At 64.9% G+C, this 20829-nt stretch carries 21 protein-coding genes and 1 tRNA gene; all 22 read left to right on the top strand.

Going from position 1 to position 20829, the window contains the following annotated elements:
• The first annotated feature begins 21 nt into the window (after positions 1 to 21).
• The 22 genes from pnp (at position 22) to ACSFBE_RS04960 (ending at position 20786) form a co-directional block, all read left to right on the top strand.
• A complete protein-coding gene (pnp, locus tag ACSFBE_RS05065; RefSeq protein ID WP_435489283.1) occupies positions 22 to 2361 on the top strand; it encodes a polyribonucleotide nucleotidyltransferase in 2340 nt (779 codons plus the stop codon).
• Between the two features lie 45 nt (positions 2362 to 2406).
• Positions 2407 to 3405, top strand: a complete 999-nt coding sequence (locus ACSFBE_RS05060; protein WP_435489282.1) for an NAD(P)H-quinone oxidoreductase — start codon at positions 2407 to 2409, stop codon at positions 3403 to 3405.
• A 20-nt stretch (positions 3406 to 3425) separates the two neighbouring features.
• Positions 3426 to 4175: a triose-phosphate isomerase gene (gene tpiA / locus ACSFBE_RS05055; protein WP_435489281.1), complete on the top strand. Its 750-nt coding sequence runs from the start codon at positions 3426 to 3428 to the stop codon at positions 4173 to 4175.
• Positions 4176 to 4207: 32 nt separating this feature from the next.
• The gene (secG, locus tag ACSFBE_RS05050) at positions 4208 to 4627 is read left to right on the top strand and encodes a preprotein translocase subunit SecG (protein WP_435489280.1); all 420 of its coding nucleotides are present in this window, start codon (positions 4208 to 4210) and stop codon (positions 4625 to 4627) included.
• Positions 4628 to 4756: 129 nt separating this feature from the next.
• Positions 4757 to 4841 (top strand) — tRNA-Leu (locus ACSFBE_RS05045).
• 69 nt (positions 4842 to 4910) lie between these two features.
• A complete protein-coding gene (locus ACSFBE_RS05040) occupies positions 4911 to 5270 on the top strand; it encodes an NADH-quinone oxidoreductase subunit A (protein ID WP_435489279.1) in 360 nt (119 codons plus the stop codon).
• Between the two features lie 26 nt (positions 5271 to 5296).
• The gene (locus tag ACSFBE_RS05035; RefSeq protein ID WP_140839331.1) at positions 5297 to 5779 is read left to right on the top strand and encodes a NuoB/complex I 20 kDa subunit family protein; all 483 of its coding nucleotides are present in this window, start codon (positions 5297 to 5299) and stop codon (positions 5777 to 5779) included.
• Between the two features lie 11 nt (positions 5780 to 5790).
• Positions 5791 to 6399: an NADH-quinone oxidoreductase subunit C gene (locus tag ACSFBE_RS05030; protein ID WP_435489278.1), complete on the top strand. Its 609-nt coding sequence runs from the start codon at positions 5791 to 5793 to the stop codon at positions 6397 to 6399.
• 26 nt (positions 6400 to 6425) lie between these two features.
• Positions 6426 to 7679 (top strand): NADH-quinone oxidoreductase subunit D, encoded by a 1254-nt coding sequence (locus ACSFBE_RS05025; RefSeq protein WP_435489277.1) that lies wholly within the window; start codon positions 6426 to 6428, stop codon positions 7677 to 7679.
• Positions 7676 to 8206 carry an NADH-quinone oxidoreductase subunit NuoE gene (gene nuoE / locus ACSFBE_RS05020; RefSeq protein ID WP_435489276.1) on the top strand — a complete coding sequence of 177 codons (531 nt, stop codon included), beginning with the start codon at positions 7676 to 7678 and terminating at the stop codon, positions 8204 to 8206. The genes ACSFBE_RS05025 and nuoE overlap by 4 nt, the downstream gene beginning before the upstream one ends.
• Positions 8203 to 9543 carry an NADH-quinone oxidoreductase subunit NuoF gene (gene nuoF / locus ACSFBE_RS05015; RefSeq protein ID WP_435489275.1) on the top strand — a complete coding sequence of 447 codons (1341 nt, stop codon included), beginning with the start codon at positions 8203 to 8205 and terminating at the stop codon, positions 9541 to 9543. Before nuoE ends, nuoF begins: the two co-directional genes overlap by 4 nt.
• A gap of 19 nt (positions 9544 to 9562) precedes the next feature.
• Positions 9563 to 11755, top strand: coding sequence for an NADH-quinone oxidoreductase subunit NuoG (nuoG, locus tag ACSFBE_RS05010; protein WP_435489274.1), 2193 nt, complete (start codon positions 9563 to 9565; stop codon positions 11753 to 11755).
• Positions 11752 to 12828: an NADH-quinone oxidoreductase subunit NuoH gene (gene nuoH / locus ACSFBE_RS05005; protein ID WP_435489273.1), complete on the top strand. Its 1077-nt coding sequence runs from the start codon at positions 11752 to 11754 to the stop codon at positions 12826 to 12828. The genes nuoG and nuoH overlap by 4 nt, the downstream gene beginning before the upstream one ends.
• 14 nt (positions 12829 to 12842) lie before the next feature.
• Positions 12843 to 13355: an NADH-quinone oxidoreductase subunit NuoI gene (gene nuoI / locus ACSFBE_RS05000; RefSeq protein ID WP_435489272.1), complete on the top strand. Its 513-nt coding sequence runs from the start codon at positions 12843 to 12845 to the stop codon at positions 13353 to 13355.
• Between the two features lie 27 nt (positions 13356 to 13382).
• Positions 13383 to 14045: an NADH-quinone oxidoreductase subunit J gene (locus ACSFBE_RS04995; protein WP_435489271.1), complete on the top strand. Its 663-nt coding sequence runs from the start codon at positions 13383 to 13385 to the stop codon at positions 14043 to 14045.
• Positions 14042 to 14350 carry an NADH-quinone oxidoreductase subunit NuoK gene (gene nuoK, locus ACSFBE_RS04990; protein ID WP_435450707.1) on the top strand — a complete coding sequence of 103 codons (309 nt, stop codon included), beginning with the start codon at positions 14042 to 14044 and terminating at the stop codon, positions 14348 to 14350. Before ACSFBE_RS04995 ends, nuoK begins: the two co-directional genes overlap by 4 nt.
• Positions 14351 to 14359: 9 nt before the next feature.
• Positions 14360 to 16393, top strand: a complete 2034-nt coding sequence (nuoL, locus tag ACSFBE_RS04985; RefSeq protein ID WP_435489270.1) for an NADH-quinone oxidoreductase subunit L — start codon at positions 14360 to 14362, stop codon at positions 16391 to 16393.
• A gap of 25 nt (positions 16394 to 16418) precedes the next feature.
• Entirely contained in the window at positions 16419 to 17894 is a 1476-nt protein-coding gene (locus tag ACSFBE_RS04980; protein WP_435489269.1) for an NADH-quinone oxidoreductase subunit M, read from the top strand.
• 24 nt (positions 17895 to 17918) lie between these two features.
• Positions 17919 to 19406, top strand: a complete 1488-nt coding sequence (nuoN, locus tag ACSFBE_RS04975; protein WP_435489268.1) for an NADH-quinone oxidoreductase subunit NuoN — start codon at positions 17919 to 17921, stop codon at positions 19404 to 19406.
• A gap of 7 nt (positions 19407 to 19413) precedes the next feature.
• The gene (locus tag ACSFBE_RS04970; protein WP_435489267.1) at positions 19414 to 19734 is read left to right on the top strand and encodes a DUF2818 family protein; all 321 of its coding nucleotides are present in this window, start codon (positions 19414 to 19416) and stop codon (positions 19732 to 19734) included.
• Positions 19735 to 19737: 3 nt separating this feature from the next.
• Positions 19738 to 20328: an NUDIX domain-containing protein gene (locus ACSFBE_RS04965; RefSeq protein ID WP_435489266.1), complete on the top strand. Its 591-nt coding sequence runs from the start codon at positions 19738 to 19740 to the stop codon at positions 20326 to 20328.
• Between the two features lie 11 nt (positions 20329 to 20339).
• Complete coding sequence (locus ACSFBE_RS04960) at positions 20340 to 20786, top strand: DUF1178 family protein (protein WP_435489265.1); 447 nt, start codon at positions 20340 to 20342, stop codon at positions 20784 to 20786.
• The last annotated feature ends 43 nt before the right edge of the window (positions 20787 to 20829 follow it).

The raw sequence follows: 20829 nt of genomic DNA, 5'->3' as shown, positions 1-20829 counted from the left end.
CTCTCAAAACAGGAGCAAAGCATGAGCCTCTTCAACAAAGTCACCAAGTCCTTCCAATGGGGCGACAAGACCGTCGTCATGGAAACCGGTGAAATCGCTCGCCAAGCCAGCGGCGCCGTCAAGGTCGACATCGACGGCACCGTGGTGCTCGCCACCGTCGTCGCTTCCAAGTCCGCCAAGCCCGGCCAGGACTTCTTCCCGCTGACCGTCGACTACATCGAGAAGACCTACGCCGCGGGCAAGATCCCCGGCAGCTTCTTCAAGCGCGAAGCCAAGCCCAGCGAACACGAAACGCTGACCAGCCGCCTGATCGACCGCCCGATCCGCCCGCTGTTCCCCGAAGGCTTCCTGAACGAAGTGCATGTGGTCATCCACACACTGTCGCTCAACCCTGAAGTCGATGCCGACATCGCCGCCATGATCGGCGTCTCTGCCGCGCTGTCGGTTTCCGGCATTCCGTTCAGCGGCCCGATCGGCGCGGCCCGCGTGGGCTACATCAACGGCCAGTACGTGCTGAATCCGGGCCAGACCGCCCGCAAGGATTCGCAGATGGACCTGATCGTCGCCGGTACCGAAGCGGCCGTGCTGATGGTGGAATCGGAAGCCCTGCAACTGTCGGAAGAGATCATGCTGGGTGGCGTGGTGTTCGGCCACGAGCAGGCCACTATCGCGATCAGCGCGATCCACGAACTGGTCCGTGACGCCGGCAAGCCGGTGTGGGATTGGTCGGCACCGGCCGAAGACGAAGCCTTCGTTGCCAAGGTCACCGGCCTGGCCGAAGAAAAGCTGCGCGCGGTCTACCAGATCCGCAGCAAGCAGGCCCGTACGCAAGCCCTGCGCGAAGCCAATGCCAGCGTGATGGCTGCGCTGAAGGAAAGCGGAGAGCCTTTCGATTCGGGCAAGGTCAACGACCTGCTGTTCGCGATCGAATCGAAGATCGTCCGCAGCCAGATCCTCGAAGGCGAGCCCCGCATCGACGGTCGCGACACGCGCACCGTGCGCCCGATCGAGATCAGCAATTCCGTGCTGCCGCGCACCCACGGCTCGGCCCTGTTCACCCGCGGTGAAACGCAGGCGCTGGTCATCACCACGCTCGGCACCGAACGCGACGCCCAACGCATCGACGCGCTGGCCGGCGAATACGAAGACCGCTTCCTGTTCCACTACAACATGCCTCCCTTCGCCACCGGTGAAGTCGGCCGCATGGGCTCGACCAAGCGCCGCGAAATCGGCCACGGCCGCCTGGCCAAGCGCGCGCTCGTCGCCGTGCTGCCGTCGAAGGAAGAATTCCCGTACACGGTTCGCGTGGTCTCGGAAATCACCGAGTCGAACGGCTCGTCGTCGATGGCTTCGGTCTGCGGCGGTTGCCTGTCGATGATGGACGCCGGTGTGCCGATGAAAGCGCATGTGGCCGGCATCGCCATGGGCCTGATCAAGGAAGGCAACCGCTTCGCGGTGCTGACCGACATCCTGGGTGACGAAGATCACCTGGGCGACATGGACTTCAAGGTGGCCGGAACGACCAACGGCATCACCGCACTGCAGATGGACATCAAGATCCAGGGCATCACGAAGGAAATCATGCAGGTCGCCCTGGCCCAGGCCAAGGAAGCGCGCATGCACATCCTCGGCAAGATGCAGGAAGCGATGGGCGAAGCCAAGACCGAAGTGTCGAACTTCGCGCCCCGCATGACCACGCTGAAGATCAACCCCGAGAAGATCCGCGACGTGATCGGCAAGGGCGGCGCGGTCATCCGCGGCCTGCAGGAAGAAACCGGCACGACGATCAATATCGACGAAGACGGCACCATCACGATCGCATCGGTCGATCCGGAAAAGGCCGAGCTGGCCAAGAAGCGCATCGAGCAGATCACGGCGGAAGTCGAGATCGGCAAGGTGTACGAAGGCCCGGTCACGAAGATCCTGGACTTCGGCGCGCTGATCAACCTGCTGCCCGGCAAGGACGGCCTGCTGCACATCAGCCAGATCTCCCATGAACGCGTCGAGCGCGTGCAGGACTATCTGAGCGAAGGCCAGATCGTGAAGGTCAAGGTTCTCGAGACGGACGAAAAGGGTCGCGTCAAGCTGTCGATGAAGGCCTTGACCGAGCGTCCGGCCGGCATGGAATTCCAGGAACGTGCACCGCGCGAAGACCGCGGCGACCGTCCGCCGCGCAGCGACCGTGGCCCGCGTGAAGACCGTGGCGATCGTGCACCGCGCGAGGACCGTGGCGACCGCGCGCCGCGCGGTGATCGTCCTCCGCGCTTCGAAGAGCGTGCCAACGGCGGCGAGCAAGCACCCGAGCAGGGCGCCGCACAGCCGACGCCGGACGCGAACCGCGGCGGCGACCAGCAAGGCTGAGAAAGGAGCCGGTAGGTGGCGCAGGCCGCCTCCGTCTTTCCCATCATGAAAGCCATTGAAATCACTTCGTTCGGTCCGCCGGACGTGCTGCGTGTCGTCGATCGGCCGGACCCGGTGGCGGGCGAGGGCGAACTGCTGATCCGTGTCGCGGCCAGCGGCGTGAACCGCCCGGACGTGTTGCAGCGCACTGGCAATTACCCGGTGCCGCCGGGCGCGTCCGACCTGCCGGGCCTCGAGGTGGCCGGCGAGATCGTCGCGGGCGATGCCAAGGCCATGGCCGAAGCCGGCTTGGGCGTCGGCGACCGCGTCTGCGCGTTGGTGGCGGGCGGCGGCTATGCCGAACTCTGCGTGGCGCCTGTCGCGCAGTGCCTGCGGGTGCCCAAGGGCTGGAGCGACCTCGATGCGGCTTCGTTGCCCGAGACCTTCTTCACCGTCTGGAGCAACGTGTTCGAGCGCGGTCGCCTCCAGAAGGGCGAGACGCTGCTGATCCAGGGCGGCTCGAGCGGCATCGGCGTGACCGCCATCCAGCTCGGCAAGGCCATGGGCGCGACGGTGATCGTCACGGCCGGCAGCGACGACAAGTGCGAGGCCTGCCTGACACTGGGCGCCGACCACGCGATCAATTACAAGTCGAGCGACTTCGTTGCCGAAGTCAAGCGCATCACGGACGGCAAGGGCGTCGACGTGGTGCTGGACATGGTCGCGGGTGCGTACGTCGCACGCGAAATCGACTGCCTGGCCGAAGACGGCCGGCTGGTGATCATCGCGGTGCAGGGCGGCATCAAGGCCGAGTTCAACGCCGGACTGGTGCTGCGTCGCCGCCTGACGGTCACCGGTTCGACGCTGCGGCCGCGCTCGATCGCCTTCAAGGGCGCTATCGCCCAGGCGCTGCACGACAAGGTGTGGCCGCTGCTGGAAAGCGGCGCGATCAAACCGGTCGTGCACAGCACGTTTGCCGCCGTCGGCGACCCGAGCGGCGCAGCCCAGGCCCATGTCCTGATGGAATCGAACCAGCACATCGGCAAGATCGTGCTGACCTGGTGAACAACGGAACGAGACGACCAATGACTCCACGCAAGCTGATTGCCGGCAACTGGAAGATGAACGGCAACCTGTCGGCCAACGACGCCTTGCTGAAGGCGCTGCTGCTGGGCGTCGGCACACCGGGCTGCGATGTCGCGGTATGCGTGCCGGCGCCGTACTTCGCGCAGGTGCAGTCGATGGTGGCGGGCTCGCCCGTCGCGCTGGGCGCGCAGGACCTCTCGGCGCAGCCGCAGGGCGCCTTCACCGGCGAGCAGTCGGCGGCGATGCTGAAGGACTTCGGTGTGCGCTATGCCATCGTCGGCCATTCGGAGCGGCGCCAGTACCACGGTGAGACCGACGACGTCGTGGCGGCCAAGACGGCGGCTGCGCTCGCCAACGGCATCACGCCGATCGTCTGCGTGGGCGAGACGCTCGCGGAGCGCGAAGCCGGCCGCACGGAAGAGGTAGTGAAGCGCCAGCTCGCCGCGGTCATCCATGTCAACGGCCACTGCATCAGCGAGATCGTGGTGGCGTACGAGCCGGTCTGGGCCATTGGCACGGGCAAGACGGCCACGCCCGAGCAGGCGCAGGGCGTGCACGCGGTGCTGCGTGCGCAACTGCACCACGCCGCCAGCGAACACGCTGCCGGAATCCGGATCCTCTACGGCGGCAGCATGAACGCGGCGAACGCGTCCGAACTGCTGGCTCAACCCGACATCGACGGCGGACTGATCGGCGGCGCGTCGCTCAAGGCCCCCGACTTTCTGCAGATCATTGCCGCCGCGCGCTGAGCGCGGCCGTCCCCCTTAGGAGTAAACAAGAAATGAACATGGTCCTCAACATCCTCGTCGGCGTGCAGATGCTCACCGCGTTGGCGATGATTGGCCTCATCCTGGTGCAGCACGGCAAGGGTGCCGACATGGGCGCGGCCTTCGGCAGCGGCAGTGCCGGCAGCCTGTTCGGTGCCAGCGGCAGTGCGAACTTCCTGTCGCGTACCACGGCCGTGCTGGCGGCGGTCTTCTTTGTCTCGACGCTGCTGCTGGCCTATTTCAGCCATGCGCGTCCCGCGTCGGGCGGCAACAGCCTGCTCGAGCGCGCGGCCGCGGGTGCACCCGCGCCGGCTGCTTCGGGCGCTGCAGCGCAGATTCCGGCCCCCGGCACGCCTGCGGCGCCGAGTGCTGGCGCACCCGCTTCGGCACCGGCCGCGCCTGCTTCCGGGGCGGGGCAGATTCCGACCAAGTGATCGGCGTGAATCTGTGTGCATTCATTGCACCAGCGCCTGAAAACAACTGTATTTCAGGGTAAACTCTAAAGCTGTCCGGAAAGCCAAAAACCTCTTGGGTTCCTCATGCCATTCGGACAGTCAAAAACCGCGGTCGTGGTGAAATTGGTAGACACGCTATCTTGAGGGGGTAGTGGCGAAAGCTGTGCGAGTTCGAGTCTCGCCGACCGCACCAAATCTCACTGGCAGGGGCAACGATGCAGTCGTGGCTCCTGTCGGTGGCAAGCGGTGATAGAACCCCTCGATGAACCTCGATTCCTACCTGCCCGTCCTGTTGTTCATCTTGGTCGGCATCGGGGTCGGCATCGCGCCTCAGATCCTGGGCTACATCCTTGGCCCGAACCGGCCTGATGCGGCCAAAAACTCCCCCTACGAGTGCGGTTTCGAAGCCTTCGAAAACGCCCGCATGCAATTCGATGTCCGCTATTACCTGGTGGCCATCCTCTTCATCCTGTTCGATCTGGAAATCGCCTTCCTCTTCCCGTGGGCTGTCGCGCTCAAGGAAGTCGGTCCGGCGGGCTTCTGGGCGGTCGTGATCTTCCTGGCGATCCTCGTCGTGGGCTTCGCCTACGAATGGAAAAAGGGTGCGCTTGACTGGGAATAGCCGGAACTCGGCAACAAGGTACAGCCATGGCCATTGAAGGCGTTTTCAAAGAAGGCTTCGTCACCACCTCGTACGACTCGGTGGTGAACTGGGCCAAGACCGGCTCGTTGTGGCCCATGACCTTCGGTCTGGCCTGCTGCGCGGTCGAGATGATGCATGCGGCCGCTGCCCGTTACGACATCGGGCGATTCGGTGCCGAGGTGTTTCGCGCCAGCCCGCGCCAGTCCGATCTGATGATTGTGGCTGGCACGCTGTGCAACAAGATGGCGCCGGCGCTGCGCAAGGTGTACGACCAGATGGCCGAGCCGCGCTGGGTGCTGTCGATGGGCTCGTGCGCCAACGGCGGCGGCTATTACCACTACAGCTATTCGGTGGTGCGCGGCTGCGACCGTATCGTGCCCGTCGACGTGTATGTGCCCGGCTGCCCGCCGACGGCAGAAGCCTTGATCTACGGGATCATCCAGTTGCAGCAGAAGGTGCGCCGCACCAACACCATCGCCCGCGCCTGACCGGGACCGCCATGACAGTTTTCGCGATCGATCCCGATGTCCTGAAGGACACCCTGGCCACGACCCTCGGCGACAAGGTGAAGAGCATCACCGTCGCTCTGGGCGAGGTGACGCTGGTGGTGAATGCAGCCGACTACCTGGCCGCCATGCAGACGTTGCGCGACGCGCCCGGCTGCAAGTTCGAGCAGCTGGTGGACCTCTGCGGCGTGGACTACTCCGCCTACCGCGACACCGAGTGGGAAGGCCTGCGCTATTGCGCGGTCTCGCACCTGCTGTCGGTGAGCCTGAACCAGCGCGTGCGCGTGAAGGCGTTCTGCGCCGACGACGACTTCCCGGTGCTGCCCTCGGTGATGCACCTGTGGGCTTCCGCCAACTGGTTCGAACGCGAAGCCTTCGACCTCTACGGCATCGTCTTCGAAGGCCACGAGGATCTGCGTCGCATCCTGACCGACTACGGCTTCATCGGCCATCCGTTCCGCAAAGACTTCCCGCTGACGGGCCACGTCGAGATGCGCTACGACGAGGAGCTCAAGCGCGTGGTCTACCAGCCGGTGACGATCGAACCCCGTGAAGTCACGCCGCGCGTGATCCGCGAAGACAACTACGGAGGCCTGCACTGAGGGCCCCCGGCCCCCGGTGATCGATCATGGCTGAAATCAAAAACTACACGCTCAATTTCGGACCCCAGCACCCAGCCGCGCACGGTGTGCTGCGCCTGGTGCTCGAACTGGACGGCGAAGTCGTCCAGCGCGCCGACCCGCATATCGGGCTGCTGCATCGCGCGACCGAGAAGCTCGCCGAGCACAAGACCTTCATCCAGTCGCTGCCCTACATGGACCGCCTCGACTACGTGTCGATGATGTCCAACGAGCACGCCTATTGCCTGGCGATCGAGAAGCTGATGGGCATCGATGTGCCGATCCGCGCGCAGTACATCCGCGTGATGTTCGCCGAGATCACCCGGCTGCTGAACCACCTGATGTGGCTCGGCTCGCACGGCAACGACTGCGGCAGCTCGACCATCCTGATCTACGCCTTCCGCGAGCGCGAAGACCTGTTCGACATCTACGAAGCGGTTTCCGGTGCGCGCATGCACGCGGCGTACTTCCGGCCGGGCGGCGTGTACCGCGACCTGCCCGATGCGATGCCGCAGTACAAGATCAGCAAGATCAAGAACGCCAAGGCCCTCGAGCGCATGAACGAGAACCGCCAGGGTTCGATGCTCGACTTCATCGACGACTTCACGAAGCGCTTCGTGAAGCACATGGAGGAGTACCACACGCTGCTGACCGACAACCGCATCTGGAAGCAGCGGACGGTCGGCATCGGCGTGATGACGCCGGAGCGCGCCCTGAACCTGGGCCTGACCGGCCCGATGCTGCGCGGCTCCGGCATCGCCTGGGACCTGCGCAAGAAGCAGCCGTACGATGTGTACGACCGCATGGATTTCGATATTCCGGTCGGCAAGACCGGCGACTGCTACGACCGCTACCTGGTCCGCATGGAAGAAATGGTGCAGTCCAACCGGATCATCAAGCAGTGCGTCGACTGGCTGCGCGTGAACCCCGGCCCCGTCATCACCGACAACCACAAGGTCGCTGCGCCGGCCCGTGAGTCGATGAAGGGCAACATGGAAGAGCTGATTCACCACTTCAAGCTCTTCTCCGAAGGCTTCCACGTGCCCGAAGGCGAGGCCTATGCCGCCGTCGAGCACCCGAAGGGCGAGTTCGGCATCTACCTGGTGAGTGACGGCGCCAACAAACCGTACCGGCTGAAGATCCGTCCGCCCGGATTCGCGCACCTTGCCGCGCTCGACGAGATGACGCGCGGCCACATGATCGCGGACACCGTGGCCGTGATCGGCACCCTGGACATCGTGTTCGGAGAAATCGATCGATGAGCAACCCCAGCATCCCCGCGGCTGCGAAGCCGCTGTCGGCCGCCGCCCTCGAACGCTTCGCCCGCGAAGTGGCCAAGTACCCCGCCGACCAGGCGCAGTCGGCCGTCATGGCCTGCCTGTCGATCGTGCAGCGGGAACAGGGCTACGTGAGCCTCGAGAGCGAGAAGGTCGTCGCCGATTTCCTCGGCATGCCACCGATCGCGGTGCACGAGGTCACGACTTTCTACAACATGTACAACCAGCAGCCGACCGGCCGCTTCAAGCTCAACGTCTGCACGAATCTGCCGTGCCAGTTGCGCGACGGCGTCACGGCGCTGACGCACCTGGAGAAGAAGCTCGGTGTCACCATGGGTGGCACCACGTCCGACGGCCTGTTCACGCTGCAGCAGAGCGAATGCCTCGGTGCCTGCGCTGATTCGCCGGTGATGCTGGTCAACGACCGCACCATGTGCAGCTTCATGAGCAACGAGAAGCTCGACCAGCTCATCGACGGCCTGCGCGCTTCGTCGAAGGGAGATGCCGCATGACGCCCGAACAGGTCCTCTCGCAGTTCCAGGCCACCGGTGTCCAGACCTGCTTCCACGATCGCCACCTCGGCGCGCAGATCTACGCCGGCCTCGACGGCACCAACTGGCGCCTGGCCGACTACGAAGCACGCGGTGGCTACCAGGCGCTGCGCAAGATTCTGACCGAGGGCCTGACGCCCGACCAAGTGATCGCCGAAGTGAAGGCCTCCGGCCTGCGCGGCCGTGGCGGCGCGGGCTTTCCGACCGGCCTGAAGTGGAGCTTCATGCCCCGCCAGTTCCCGGGCCAGAAGTACCTCGTCTGCAATTCGGACGAAGGCGAGCCGGGCACCTGCAAAGACCGCGACATCCTGCAGTTCAACCCGCACATCGTGATCGAAGGCATGGCCATCGCGGCGTACGCGATGGGCATCAGCGTCGGCTACAACTACATCCACGGCGAGATCTTCCAGTCCTACGAGCGCTTCGAGGAAGCACTCGAAGAGGCGAGGGCGGCCGGCTACCTCGGCGACGCCATCATGGGCAGCACGTACAACTTCCAGTTGCATGCGGCCCACGGCTTCGGTGCCTACATCTGCGGCGAGGAAACGGCACTGCTCGAATCGCTCGAAGGCAAGAAGGGCCAGCCGCGCTTCAAGCCGCCGTTTCCGGCGAGCTTCGGCCTGTACGGCAAGCCGACGACCATCAACAACACCGAGACCTTCGCAGCGGTGCCCTGGATCATCCGCAACGGCGGCCAGGCGTATCTCGAGTGCGGCAAGCCGAACAACGGCGGCACCAAGATCTACTCGGTGAGCGGTGACGTCGAGCTCCCTGGCAACTACGAAGTGCCGATGGGCACGCCGTTCTCCAAGCTGCTCGAACTCGCCGGCGGCGTGCGCAAGGGCCGTCAGCTCAAGGCGGTGATCCCGGGTGGATCGTCGTCGCCGGTGTTGCCGGCCGACATCATGATGGCCTGCACGATGGACTACGACTCCATTGCCAAGGCCGGCTCGATGCTGGGCTCGGGTGCGGTCATCGTCATGGACGACAGCCGCTCGATGGTCGAGTCGCTCAAGCGCCTCTCGTACTTCTACATGCACGAATCCTGCGGCCAATGCACGCCGTGCCGCGAAGGCACGGGTTGGCTCTGGCGCGTGGTGGACCGCATCCACAATGGCCACGGCAAGCCCACCGACATGGACCTGCTGAATTCGGTGGCCGACAACATCCAGGGCCGCACGATCTGTGCGCTCGGCGACGCGGCAGCGATGCCGGTGCGCGCCATGATCAAGCATTTCCGCCACGAGTTCGAGGCGTTGATTCCGGGCTACGTTCCCAAAGCGCCTGCCCAGGCCTGATTGGGACGGGAACACACATATGGTTGAAATCGAACTGGACGGCAAGAAGGTCGACATCGTCGAAGGCAGCATGATCATGCATGCCGCCGACAAGGCGGGCACGTACATCCCGCACTTCTGCTATCACAAGAAACTCAGCATCGCGGCGAACTGCCGCATGTGCCTCGTCGACGTGGAGAAGGCGCCCAAGCCGATGCCGGCCTGCGCCACGCCCGTGACCCAGGGCATGATTGTCCGCACCAAGAGCGAAAAGGCCATCAAGGCCCAGCAGTCGGTGATGGAGTTCCTGCTCATCAATCACCCCCTCGACTGCCCGATCTGCGACCAGGGCGGCGAATGCCAGCTGCAAGACCTGGCCGTGGGCTACGGCGGCTCCTCCTCGCGCTACGAAGAAGAGAAGCGCGTCGTCTTCCACAAGGACGTCGGCCCGCTGATCAGCATGGAAGAGATGAGCCGCTGCATCCATTGCACGCGCTGCGTCCGCTTCGGCCAGGAAGTGGCCGGCGTGATGGAGCTCGGCATGATCCACCGCGGCGAGCATTCGGAAATCACGACCGTGATGGGCGAGACGGTCGACTCCGAGCTGTCGGGCAACATGATCGACCTGTGTCCGGTCGGCGCGCTCACCAGCAAGCCCTTCCGCTACAGCGCCCGCACCTGGGAGCTGTCGCGCCGCAAGTCGGTGAGCCCGCACGACTCGACCGGTGCCAACCTCATCGTCCAGGTCAAGAATCACCAGGTGATGCGCGTCGTTCCGCTCGAGAACGAAGACGTCAACGAATGCTGGATCGCCGACCGCGACCGCTTCTCGTACGAAGCGCTCAACAGCGACGAGCGCCTGACTCAGCCCATGCTGAAGCAAGGCGGGCAATGGCAGGCCGTCGACTGGCAGACCGCGCTCGAATACGTGGCCAATGGCCTGCGTCAGATCAAGACCGACCATGGCGCTTCCGCCATCGGTGCGCTGGTCAGCCCGCACAGCACGGTCGAAGAACTGGCCCTGGCCGGCGCCTTGGTGCGCGGCCTGGGCAGCGAGAACGTCGACTACCGGCTGCGCAATGCCGACTTCACCCCGGCGGGCGGCATCCGCTGGCTCGGCACCTCGATCGCGTCGCTGTCGAACCTGCAGCGCGTGCTGGTCGTGGGCTCGAACCTGCGCAAGGACCATCCGCTGTTCGCGCAGCGCATCCGTCAGGCGGCCCGCAAGGGCGCTGCGGTGAGCGTGATCGCCTCGTCGAACGAACTGGCCTCGCGCGACGCATGGGCCATGTCATTGGCGAGTGTGGCCACCGTGGCTGCGAACGGCTGGGTGCAGTCCCTGGCCGACATCGCGACCGCCATCGGGGCAGAGAAGGGTGTTTCGGCGCCCGCTCAAGGTAACGCCGGCGATGAGGCCAAGGCCTTCGCGCAGTCGCTGCTGGGCGGCGAACGCAAGGCGATCCTGCTCGGCAATGCCGCAGCACACCACGCGGACGCATCGCGCCTGCTGGCGATTGCGCAGTGGATCGGCGAGCAGACCGGCGCCAGCGTCGGCTACCTCACCGAAGCCGCCAACACGGTCGGCGCCCAGTGGGCGAACGCGCTGCCCGGCGCGAAGGGTTTGAACGCCGGCCAGATGCTGTCGGGCGGCCTGAAGGCCGTGCTGCTGCTCAACAACGAACCCGAATTCGACTCGGCCGCCGGCGCCCGTGCGGCCGCCGGCCTCGAGCATGCCCAGATGGTCGTGACCCTGAGCCCCTTCAAGGCCAACCTGGCCATCAGCGACGTGCTGCTGCCGATCGCACCGTTCAGCGAAACGCCCGGCACCTTCGTCAATGCCGAAGGCCGCATCCAGAGCTTCCACGCCGTGGTCAAGCCACGCGGTGAAGCCCGCCCGGCGTGGAAGGTGCTGCGCGTGCTGGGCAACATGCTCGGCCTGCCGAACTTCGATTTCGAAACGGCCCAGGACGTGCTGGCGTCGGTGCGTGGTGCCGATGCAGGCGCGACGCACATCGCCGCCGACCGGCTGGTCAACGCCGCACCCGCGGGCGTCGACCTGTCGAAGGCGGCGACCGATGCTGAGGCGCCGGTCACAGCGTCGATCTATCAGCTGGATGGCCTCACGCGCCGCGCCACATCGCTGCAACTCACGGCCGACGCGCGCGGTGCGGCCCATGCGGCCACGGGTGTGTGGCCTGGCCCGCATCCGGTGCTCGACGAGGTGACGGCATGATCGATTCCATCTACGGTTTCGGCCAGGGCCTCATCGGCGCGCACTGGTGGACCGCCGGCGGCTGGCCGGTGCTCTGGGCGCTGATCAAGATCCTCTGCGTACTGCTGCCGCTGCTCGGCGCCGTGGCCTATGCAACGCTGTGGGAGCGCAAGTTCCTGGGCTGGATCCAGGTCCGCCACGGCCCCAACCGCGTGGGCCCCTTCGGCCTGCTGCAGCCCATTGCCGACGCGCTGAAGCTGCTGACCAAGGAACTGATCAACCCGACCGCGGCCAGCCCGGGGCTGTTCCGCCTCGGCCCGATCATGGCCATCATGCCGGCGCTCGCCGCCTGGGTCGCGATCCCCTTCGGCCCCGAAGCGATCCTCGCGAACGTCAACGCCGGCCTGCTGCTGATCATGGCGATCACCTCGATCGAGGTGTACGGCGTGATCATCGCCGGCTGGGCCTCGAACTCGAAGTACGCCTTCCTGGGGGCGCTGCGCGCGTCGGCCCAGATGGTGAGCTACGAAATCGCCATGGGCTTCTGCCTGGTCGTCGTCATCATGGTGACGGGCAGCCTGCACCTGGGCGACGTGGTGGCTTCGCAGGGCAAGGGCATGGGCGTCAACATGGGGCTGGGCTTCCTGTCCTGGAACTGGCTGCCGCTGCTGCCGATCTTCGTGGTCTACGTGATCTCCGGCGTGGCCGAGACCAACCGCCACCCCTTCGACGTGGTCGAAGGCGAAGCCGAAATCGTGGCCGGCCACATGGTCGAGTACTCGGGCATGGGCTTCGCGATCTTCTTCCTGGCCGAGTACGCCAGCATGTGGCTCGTGTCGATCCTGGCTGCACTGATGTTCCTCGGCGGCTGGCTGTCGCCGATCGGCTTCCTCGATTTCATCCCGGGCTGGATCTGGCTGGGCCTGAAGACCTTCTTCGTGCTCACGCTCTTCATCTGGATCCGCGGCACCTTCCCGCGCTTCCGCTATGACCAGATCATGCGTCTGGGCTGGAAGATCTTCATTCCTGTCACCCTGGTGTGGCTGCTGGTGGTCGGGGGCTGGATGCAGACGCCCTGGAACATCTGGAACTAGGCGGAGAACCCACGATGTCTTCAGCTGTTGCTGCTTCTACCTTCTCGGTGAAGGATTTCCTCAAGAGCTTCATGCTCACGGAACTCCTCAAGGGCATGGTCCTGACGGGACGCTACGCGTTCCGCCGCAAGATCACGGTCCAGTTCCCGGAAGAGAAAACCCCGCTGTCGCCGCGCTTCCGCGGCCTGCACGCCCTGCGCCGCTACGAAAACGGCGAAGAGCGCTGCATTGCCTGCAAGCTGTGCGAGGCCGTGTGCCCCGCGGTGGCGATCACCATCGAATCCGACGTGCGTGACGACGGCTCGCGCCGCACCACGCGCTACGACATCGACCTGACCAAATGCATCTTCTGCGGCTTCTGCGAAGAAAGCTGCCCGGTCGATTCGATCGTCGAGACGCACATCCTCGAGTACCACGGCGAGAAGCGGGGCGACCTGTACTTCACCAAGGAAATGCTCCTGGCCGTGGGCGACCGCTACGAACCCGAGATCGCCGCCAACAAGGCGGCCGACGCGAAATACCGTTAACGGCAGACGCCCGCAAAGAAAAACTCCATGGACGTCAAGACTGGCTTCTTCTATCTGTTCTCGCTGGTGCTGCTGTTCGCGGCCTTCCGAGTCATCACGGCGCGCAACCCCGTGCACGCCGTGCTCTACCTGATGCTCGCGTTTTCGCAGGCATCGGCCGTGTGGCTGCTGCTGCAGGCCGAGTTCCTGGCCATCGTGCTGGTGCTTGTCTACCTGGGCGCGGTGATGGTGCTTTTCCTCTTCGTCGTGATGATGCTCGACCTGAATGTCGACAACCTGCGGCAGGGCTTCTGGAAGCACTTCCCGCTGGCTGCGCTGGTCGGCGTGGTGATCGCGCTCGAAATGGCCTATGTGCTGATGGGCGGCTTCCGCCAGTTTCCGGCTGCGGCGCAGGCGGCGATGACGCATGGGGGCTCCAACACGAAGGCGCTGGGCATCCTGCTTTACACCGAGTACCTGTACCCGGTGCAGATCGCGGCCGTCATCCTGGTGGTGGCCATGATCGCGGCAATCGCGCTCACGCTGCGCCATCGCAAGGACACCAAGTTCATCGACGTGGGCGACCAGATCCATGTGAAGGCACGCGACCGGATGCAGGTCGTGAAGGTCGACGTCACCCGTCCGGCGCCGCCCCCGCCGCCGGCCGAGCCGGCACCCGCCGCCGCTGCCGCACCGGAGAAGAAGGCATGACTCTCACGCTCCCTCATTACCTGTCGCTCGGTGCGATGCTGTTCGCCATGTCGGTCATCGGCATCTTCCTGAACCGCAAGAATCTGATCGTGCTGCTGATGTGCATCGAACTGATGCTGCTGGCGGTCAACATGAACTTCGTGGCCTTCTCGCACTACCTGGGCGATATGCACGGTCAGATCTTCGTGTTCTTCATCCTGACGGTCGCCGCGGCCGAGTCGGCCATCGGCCTGGCCCTGCTGGTACTGCTGTTCCGCAACAAGTCGAGCATCAATGTCGACGAGCTCAACACGCTCAAGGGATAAGGCTTTCTCATGAGCGCAACTCTTTCCGCATCCACGCTGCTGGCGGTTCCGATGGCACCGCTGGTCGGCGCCGTGCTGGCCGGCCTGTTCGGCACGCAGTTCGGCGGCAACCACATCGGCCGCAAGGTCACGCATTCGCTGACCATCCTGGGCGTGCTGGTGGCCTTCCTGATTTCGGCCATGACGCTCAAGAGCGTGGTCGTCGACGGCGCGCGCTTCAACGCGACGCTGTACGAATGGATGGTCGTCGGCGGCCTGAAGATGGAAGTCGGCTTCCTGGTCGACGGCCTCACCGCCATGATGATGTGCGTCGTGACCTTCGTGTCGCTGATGGTCCACATCTACACCATCGGCTACATGGAAGAAGACGAGGGCTACAACCGCTTCTTCTCGTACATCTCGCTGTTCACCTTCTCGATGTTGATGCTCGTCATGAGCAACAACATGCTCCAGCTGTTCTTCGGCTGGGAGGCGGTGGGCCTGGTGTCGTACCTGCTGATTGGTTTCTGGTTCAACAAGCCGACCGCGATCTTCGCGAACATGAAGGCCTTCCTGGTCAACCGTGTGGGTGACTTCGGCTTCATCCTTGGCATCGGCCTGATCGCGGCCTACGCCGGCACGCTGAACTACGGCGAAGCCTTCGCCAAGGCCGACGACCTGGCCAAGCTGAGCTTCCCGGGCACCGAGTGGATGCTGGTCACCGTGATCTGCATCTGCCTGTTCATCGGCGCGATGGGCAAGAGCGCGCAGTTCCCGCTGCACGTGTGGCTGCCCGACTCGATGGAAGGCCCGACCCCCATCTCGGCGCTGATCCACGCGGCGACCATGGTGACCGCCGGCATCTTCATGGTGGCGCGCATGTCGCCGCTGTTCGAGCTGAGCGACACGGCCCTGAGCTTCATCCTCGTGATCGGCTCGATCACCGCGCTGTTCATGGGCTTCCTGGGCATCATCCAGAACGACATCAAGCGCGTGGTCGCGTATTCGACGCTGTCGCAACTGGGCTACATGACGGTGGCGCTGGGCGCGTCGGCCTACTCGGTCGCGGTGTTCCACCTGATGACGCACGCCTTCTTCAAGGCGCTGCTGTTTCTCGGTGCCGGTTCGGTGATCATCGGCATGCACCACAACCAGGACATCCGCTGGATGGGCGGCGTGCGCAAGTACATGCCGATCACCTGGATCACCTCGCTGCTGGGCTCGCTGGCGCTGATCGGAACGCCGCTGTTCTCGGGCTTCTACTCGAAGGACAGCATCATCGAAGCGGTGCACGAGAGCCATCTGTGGGGCGCCGGCTTTGCGAACTTCGCGGTGCTGGCGGGGGTGTTCGTCACGGCCTTCTATTCGTTCCGCATGTACTTCCTGGTGTTCCACGGCAAGGAGCGCTACGACCAGAATCCGGACGCGCACCACGATGAGCACCATGCGCACGACGATCATGGCCATGGCCACGACGCCCACAAGCCGCACGAGTCGCCCTGGGTCGTCTGGCTGCCGCTGGTGCTGCTGGCGATTCCGTCGGTGGTGATCGGCTTCATGACGATCCAGCCGATGCTCTACGGCGACTTCTTCAAGGACGCGATCTTCTTCAATCTGGAGAAGCATCCGGCGATGGAGGAGATGAAGGAAGCCTTCCACGGCCCGCTGGCGATGGCGATCCACGGCCTGACCACGGCACCGTTCTGGCTCGCGTTGGCCGGCGTGGCGCTGTCGTACTACATGTACATGGTCAACCCGGCGCTGCCGGCGGCGATCAAGCGCGCCTTCGGCCCGGTCTATCGCCTGCTGGAGAACAAGTACTACCTCGACTGGATCAACGAGAACATCATGGCGCGCGGCGCCCGTGCGCTCGGCACCGCCTTCTGGAAGGGCGGCGACCAGGCGCTGATCGACGGCGCCGTGGTGAACGGCTCCTGGAAGCTGATCGGTCGCATCTCGGGCGTGGTTCGCTGGATGCAGTCGGGCTACATCTACCACTACGCATTCGCGATGTTGCTGGGCATCTTCGTGCTCATGACGTACTTCGTCTGGTTCAACAAGTAAGCGTGCGCGCTGGAGAAAAAGAAAAATGGGTTTGTTGAGCCTTGCCATCTGGGTGCCGATCGCCTTCGGCGTCCTGCTCCTGGCCATCGGCCGTGACGACCGTGCCAATATGGTCCGCTGGATCGCGCTGGTCGGCTCCATCGTGAGCTTCCTGGTCACGATCCCGCTGTACACGCGCTTCCAGCTCGGCACCGCTGCGATGCAGTTCGTCGAGAAGTTCAGCTGGATCCAGCGCTTCAACGTCAGCTACCACGTCGGCGTCGACGGCCTGTCGCTGTGGATGGTGCTGCTGACCGCCTTCATCACCGTGGTCGTCGTGATCTCGGCCTGGGAGGTGATCACCGAGCGCGTGAGCCAGTACTTCGGCGCGTTCCTGATCCTGTCGGGCCTGATGATCGGCGTGTTCTTGGCGCTCGACGGCATCCTGTTCTACGTCTTCTTCGAAGCCACGCTGATCCCGATGTACCTCATCATCGGCATCTGGGGCGGCCCGAACAAGATCTACGCAGCCTTCAAGTTCTTCCTGTACACGCTGCTCGGCTCGCTCTTGATGCTGGTCGCGCTGATCTACCTGTACAACAAGTCGGGCGGCAGCTTCGACATCCTGACCTGGCATACGCTGCCGCTGGCGAGCGGCGCGCAGAGCTTCCTGTTCTTCGCCTTCTTCGCGGCCTTCGCGGTGAAGGTGCCGATGTTCCCGTTCCACACCTGGCTGCCCGACGTGCACGTCGAGGCGCCGACCGGCGGCTCCGCCGTGCTGGCCGCCATCATGCTGAAGCTGGGCGCCTACGGCTTTCTGCGCTTCTCGATGCCGATCGCGCCCGACGCCTCGCGCGAATGGGCCTGGCTGATGATCGGCCTGTCGCTCATCGCCGTGATCTACGTCGGCCTGGTCGCGCTGGTGCAGCAGGACATGAAGAAGCTGGTGGCGTACTCGTCGGTCGCCCACATGGGCTTCGTCACGCTCGGCTTCTTCATCTTCAACGACCTCGGCGTGTCCGGCGGCATCGTGCAGATGATCGCGCACGGCTTCGTCTCGGGTGCCATGTTCCTGGGCATCGGCGTGCTGTACGACCGCGTGCACTCGCGCCAGATCGCCGACTACGGCGGCGTGGTCAACACCATGCCCAAGTTCGCCGCCTTCGCGCTACTGTTCGCCATGGCCAACTGCGGCCTGCCGGGCACCGCCGGCTTCGTGGGCGAGTGGATGGTCATCCTCGGCGCCGTCAAGGCCAACTTCTGGATCGGCTTCGCAGCCGCCACCGCGCTGATCTTCGGCGCCGCCTACACGCTGTGGATGTACAAGCGCGTCTACCTGGGCCCGATCGGCAACGACCACGTCAAGGAACTGAAGGACATCAATGCCCGCGAATTCCTGATGCTGTCGCTGCTGGCCATCGCGGTGCTGTGGATGGGCCTGGCGCCCAAGCCTTTCACGGACGTGATGGATGCTTCCGTGAGCAATCTGCTGCAGCATGTCGCCAAGCCGAAGCTGCCCTGAGTCCACGCTGAACAAGAGAACGAGATGATTGACAAACTCAGCTGGATGGCGATCTACCCCGAAGTGGTGCTGCTGGTCATGACCTGCATCATTGCGCTGGTGGATCTGTCGACGACCGGTGCACGCCGCACCCGCACCTACATCCTGACGCTGCTCACGCTGGCCGTGGTCGCCGTCCTTACCGGCATCAACGCCGCCAACGGCAAGACCATCTACGGCTTCGGCGGCATGGTGGTGAGCGACCCGATGGGCAACTGGCTCAAGTGCTTCTCGACCCTGGCGCTGATGGTGACACTGGTCTACGGCCGACCCTATGCGGCCGACCGCGGCATGCTGCGCGGCGGCGAGATGTTCACGCTCAGCATGTTCTCGCTGCTGGGCGGCTTCGTGATGATGTCGGGCAGCAACTTCCTGATGATCTACCTTGGCCTGGAACTGCTGACGCTGTCGAGCTACGCCCTGGTGGCGCTGCGCCGCGACAACGCGACCGCCAGCGAGGCGGCCATGAAGTACTTCGTGCTCGGCGCCATGGCCAGCGGCTTCCTGCTGTACGGCCTGTCGATGATGTACGGCGCGACCGGTTCGCTCGACATCAACGAAGTGTTCAAGGCCATCGCCAGCCGCAAGGTGAACCACCAGGTGCTGGTGTTCGGCCTGGTCTTCGTGGTCGCCGGTCTGGCCTTCAAGGTCGGCGCTGCGCCCTTCCACATGTGGGTGCCCGACGTCTACCAGGGCGCACCGACCGCGATCACGCTGCTGATCGGTGCCGCACCGGAGCTGGCCGCCTTCGCCATCATCATCCGCCTGCTGGTGGAAGGCCTGCTGCCGCTGGCCATCGACTGGCAGCAGATGCTGGCGGTGCTGGCCATCGCATCGCTCCTGGTCGGCAACCTGGCCGCCATTGCGCAGACCAACCTCAAGCGCATGCTGGCCTATTCGACGATCTCGCAGATGGGCTTCATGCTGCTGGGCCTGGTGGCGGGCGTGGTCAACGGCAGTACCTACAACGCGCAGTTCGCGTACAGCGCGTCGATGTTCTACATCGTGACCTACGTGCTGACCACGCTGGCGAGCTTCGGCATCATCCTGCTGCTGGCGCGCGAGGGCTTCGAGAGCGAAGAGATCACCGACCTGGCCGGACTCAACCAGCGCAGCCCGCTGTATGCCGGCGTGATGGCGATTGCCATGTTCTCGCTGGCCGGCCTGCCGCCGCTGGTCGGCTTCTACGCCAAGCTGGCCGTGCTGCAGGCGCTGATCGCGTCGGGGCAGGCCATCTACATCGGCTTGGCCGTGTTCGCGGTGGTGATGTCGCTGATCGGCGCGTTCTACTACCTTCGCATCGTGAAGGTCATGTACTTCGACGCCCCGGTCACGGCCACCACCGTCTCCGCACCGGCCGACGTGCGGGCGGTGCTGACGTTCAATGGCGCCTTGATCCTGATCCTCGGCATCGTGCCGGGCGGGCTGATGACGCTCTGCGCGCAGGCAATCATCGCCACCCTGGCGAACTGACCGCGGCGTGTCGCAGAGCGCCTCGGTCTGGCTGGTGCTGCTGCTGGCGGTGCTGGCGGCCAACCTGCCATTCATGAACGAGCGCATCCTCGGGCTGGTGCCGGTCGGCACCCCCGGCACGCGTGGGGCAGGGAAGTCGCTGGCACTTCGCCTGGCCGAACTCGTCCTGCTCTATTTCATCGTCGGGGGCATCGGGCTGCTGTTCGAACGCCGGCTCGGGCAGATCGCGCCGCAAGGCTGGGAGTTCTACGCCATCACCGGCGCGCTCTTCATCGTGCTCGCGTTCCCCGGCTTCACCTGGCGCTATCTGCTCAAACATCGGAACTGAACCATGGACGAAAAGCATCTGAGGGAAGAGCGCATCTCCGGCGAGTCGCTGTTCGAGGGCAAGCTCCTGCACGCCAAGCGCGACACCGTGCGCCTGCCGGACGGCCAGACGGCCACCCGCGAGTACGTGCTCCATCCCGGCGCGGTGGTGGTGGTGCCTTTGCTGGACGACGGCCGCCTCGTGCTCGAGCGTCAGTACCGCTATCCGGTGGGGCTGGTCATGACGGAATTCCCTGCCGGCAAACTCGACGCCGGTGAAGACCCGCTGGTCTGCGGCCAGCGCGAACTGCTGGAAGAAACCGGCTACACCGCGCGCGAGTGGGCCTATGCGGGCCTGATGCATCTCGCGGTCGGCTACTCGACCGAGATCATCCACATCTACTTTGCGCGCGGGCTCACCCTGGGCGAGCGCAACCTCGACCACGGCGAGTTCGTCGACGTGTTCACCGCCACGCCCCAGGAACTGTTCGACGGCTGCCGCGACGGCCGGGTGACCGATGCAAAGACCCACAGCTGTGTCATGTGGCTGCAGAACGTCCTGGCCGGCACATGGACACTCGACTGGCAGGCTGTGCCGGCGGCCGACCGCGGCTGATAATCGGGGCCATGAAGGTCCTCGATCTCCAATGCACGCATGGCCACGGCTTCGAGGGCTGGTTCGCCTCGAACGACGCCTTCGACGAGCAATTGGCGGCCGGGCTGGTCGAATGCCCGGTGTGCGCCGACACCGCCATCGTCAAGCGCCTGTCCGCGCCGCGCCTGAACCTCAGCGGCGCCAGAGCGCCCGAGTCGGTTGCCGCGCCCGTTGCGGCGGCGGCTGCGGCCGATTCACCCCAGGCGCGCTGGATGCGTGCCATGCGCGACGTCATCGCCAAGACCGAGGACGTCGGCGATCGCTTCGCTGACGAGGCACGCCGCATGCACTACGGCGAGACCGCCGAGCGCGGCATCCGCGGCCAGGCCACGCGCGAGGAAGCGGTGGCACTCATCGAGGAGGGCGTGCCGGTGCTGCCGCTCCCGATGCCTGCGGCGCTGAAAGAAACCCTGCAGTAGTCCGCCGAGGCGAATGCCGCGAAGGCAACCGGCGCACGGGCAG

It is taken from the genome of Variovorax sucrosi, assembly GCF_051216635.1.
Lineage (GTDB): Bacteria > Pseudomonadota > Gammaproteobacteria > Burkholderiales > Burkholderiaceae_C > Variovorax.
This window is presented reverse-complemented; position numbering and strand designations above follow the sequence as displayed.

Excerpts from the sequence above, each read along its gene's own strand:
- pnp (WP_435489283.1), top strand. The coding sequence starts at position 22 with ATGAGCCTCTTCAACAAAGTCACCAAGTCCTTCCAATGGGGCGACAAG.
- ACSFBE_RS05060 (WP_435489282.1), top strand. The coding sequence starts at position 2,407 with ATGAAAGCCATTGAAATCACTTCGTTCGGTCCGCCGGACGTGCTGCGT.
- tpiA (WP_435489281.1), top strand. The coding sequence starts at position 3,426 with ATGACTCCACGCAAGCTGATTGCCGGCAACTGGAAGATGAACGGCAAC.
- secG (WP_435489280.1), top strand. The coding sequence starts at position 4,208 with ATGAACATGGTCCTCAACATCCTCGTCGGCGTGCAGATGCTCACCGCG.
- ACSFBE_RS05040 (WP_435489279.1), top strand. The coding sequence starts at position 4,911 with ATGAACCTCGATTCCTACCTGCCCGTCCTGTTGTTCATCTTGGTCGGC.
- ACSFBE_RS05035 (WP_140839331.1), top strand. The coding sequence starts at position 5,297 with ATGGCCATTGAAGGCGTTTTCAAAGAAGGCTTCGTCACCACCTCGTAC.
- ACSFBE_RS05030 (WP_435489278.1), top strand. The coding sequence starts at position 5,791 with ATGACAGTTTTCGCGATCGATCCCGATGTCCTGAAGGACACCCTGGCC.
- ACSFBE_RS05025 (WP_435489277.1), top strand. The coding sequence starts at position 6,426 with ATGGCTGAAATCAAAAACTACACGCTCAATTTCGGACCCCAGCACCCA.
- nuoE (WP_435489276.1), top strand. The coding sequence starts at position 7,676 with ATGAGCAACCCCAGCATCCCCGCGGCTGCGAAGCCGCTGTCGGCCGCC.
- nuoF (WP_435489275.1), top strand. The coding sequence starts at position 8,203 with ATGACGCCCGAACAGGTCCTCTCGCAGTTCCAGGCCACCGGTGTCCAG.
- nuoG (WP_435489274.1), top strand. The coding sequence starts at position 9,563 with ATGGTTGAAATCGAACTGGACGGCAAGAAGGTCGACATCGTCGAAGGC.
- nuoH (WP_435489273.1), top strand. The coding sequence starts at position 11,752 with ATGATCGATTCCATCTACGGTTTCGGCCAGGGCCTCATCGGCGCGCAC.
- nuoI (WP_435489272.1), top strand. The coding sequence starts at position 12,843 with ATGTCTTCAGCTGTTGCTGCTTCTACCTTCTCGGTGAAGGATTTCCTC.
- ACSFBE_RS04995 (WP_435489271.1), top strand. The coding sequence starts at position 13,383 with ATGGACGTCAAGACTGGCTTCTTCTATCTGTTCTCGCTGGTGCTGCTG.
- nuoK (WP_435450707.1), top strand. The coding sequence starts at position 14,042 with ATGACTCTCACGCTCCCTCATTACCTGTCGCTCGGTGCGATGCTGTTC.
- nuoL (WP_435489270.1), top strand. The coding sequence starts at position 14,360 with ATGAGCGCAACTCTTTCCGCATCCACGCTGCTGGCGGTTCCGATGGCA.
- ACSFBE_RS04980 (WP_435489269.1), top strand. The coding sequence starts at position 16,419 with ATGGGTTTGTTGAGCCTTGCCATCTGGGTGCCGATCGCCTTCGGCGTC.
- nuoN (WP_435489268.1), top strand. The coding sequence starts at position 17,919 with ATGATTGACAAACTCAGCTGGATGGCGATCTACCCCGAAGTGGTGCTG.
- ACSFBE_RS04965 (WP_435489266.1), top strand. The coding sequence starts at position 19,738 with ATGGACGAAAAGCATCTGAGGGAAGAGCGCATCTCCGGCGAGTCGCTG.
- ACSFBE_RS04960 (WP_435489265.1), top strand. The coding sequence starts at position 20,340 with ATGAAGGTCCTCGATCTCCAATGCACGCATGGCCACGGCTTCGAGGGC.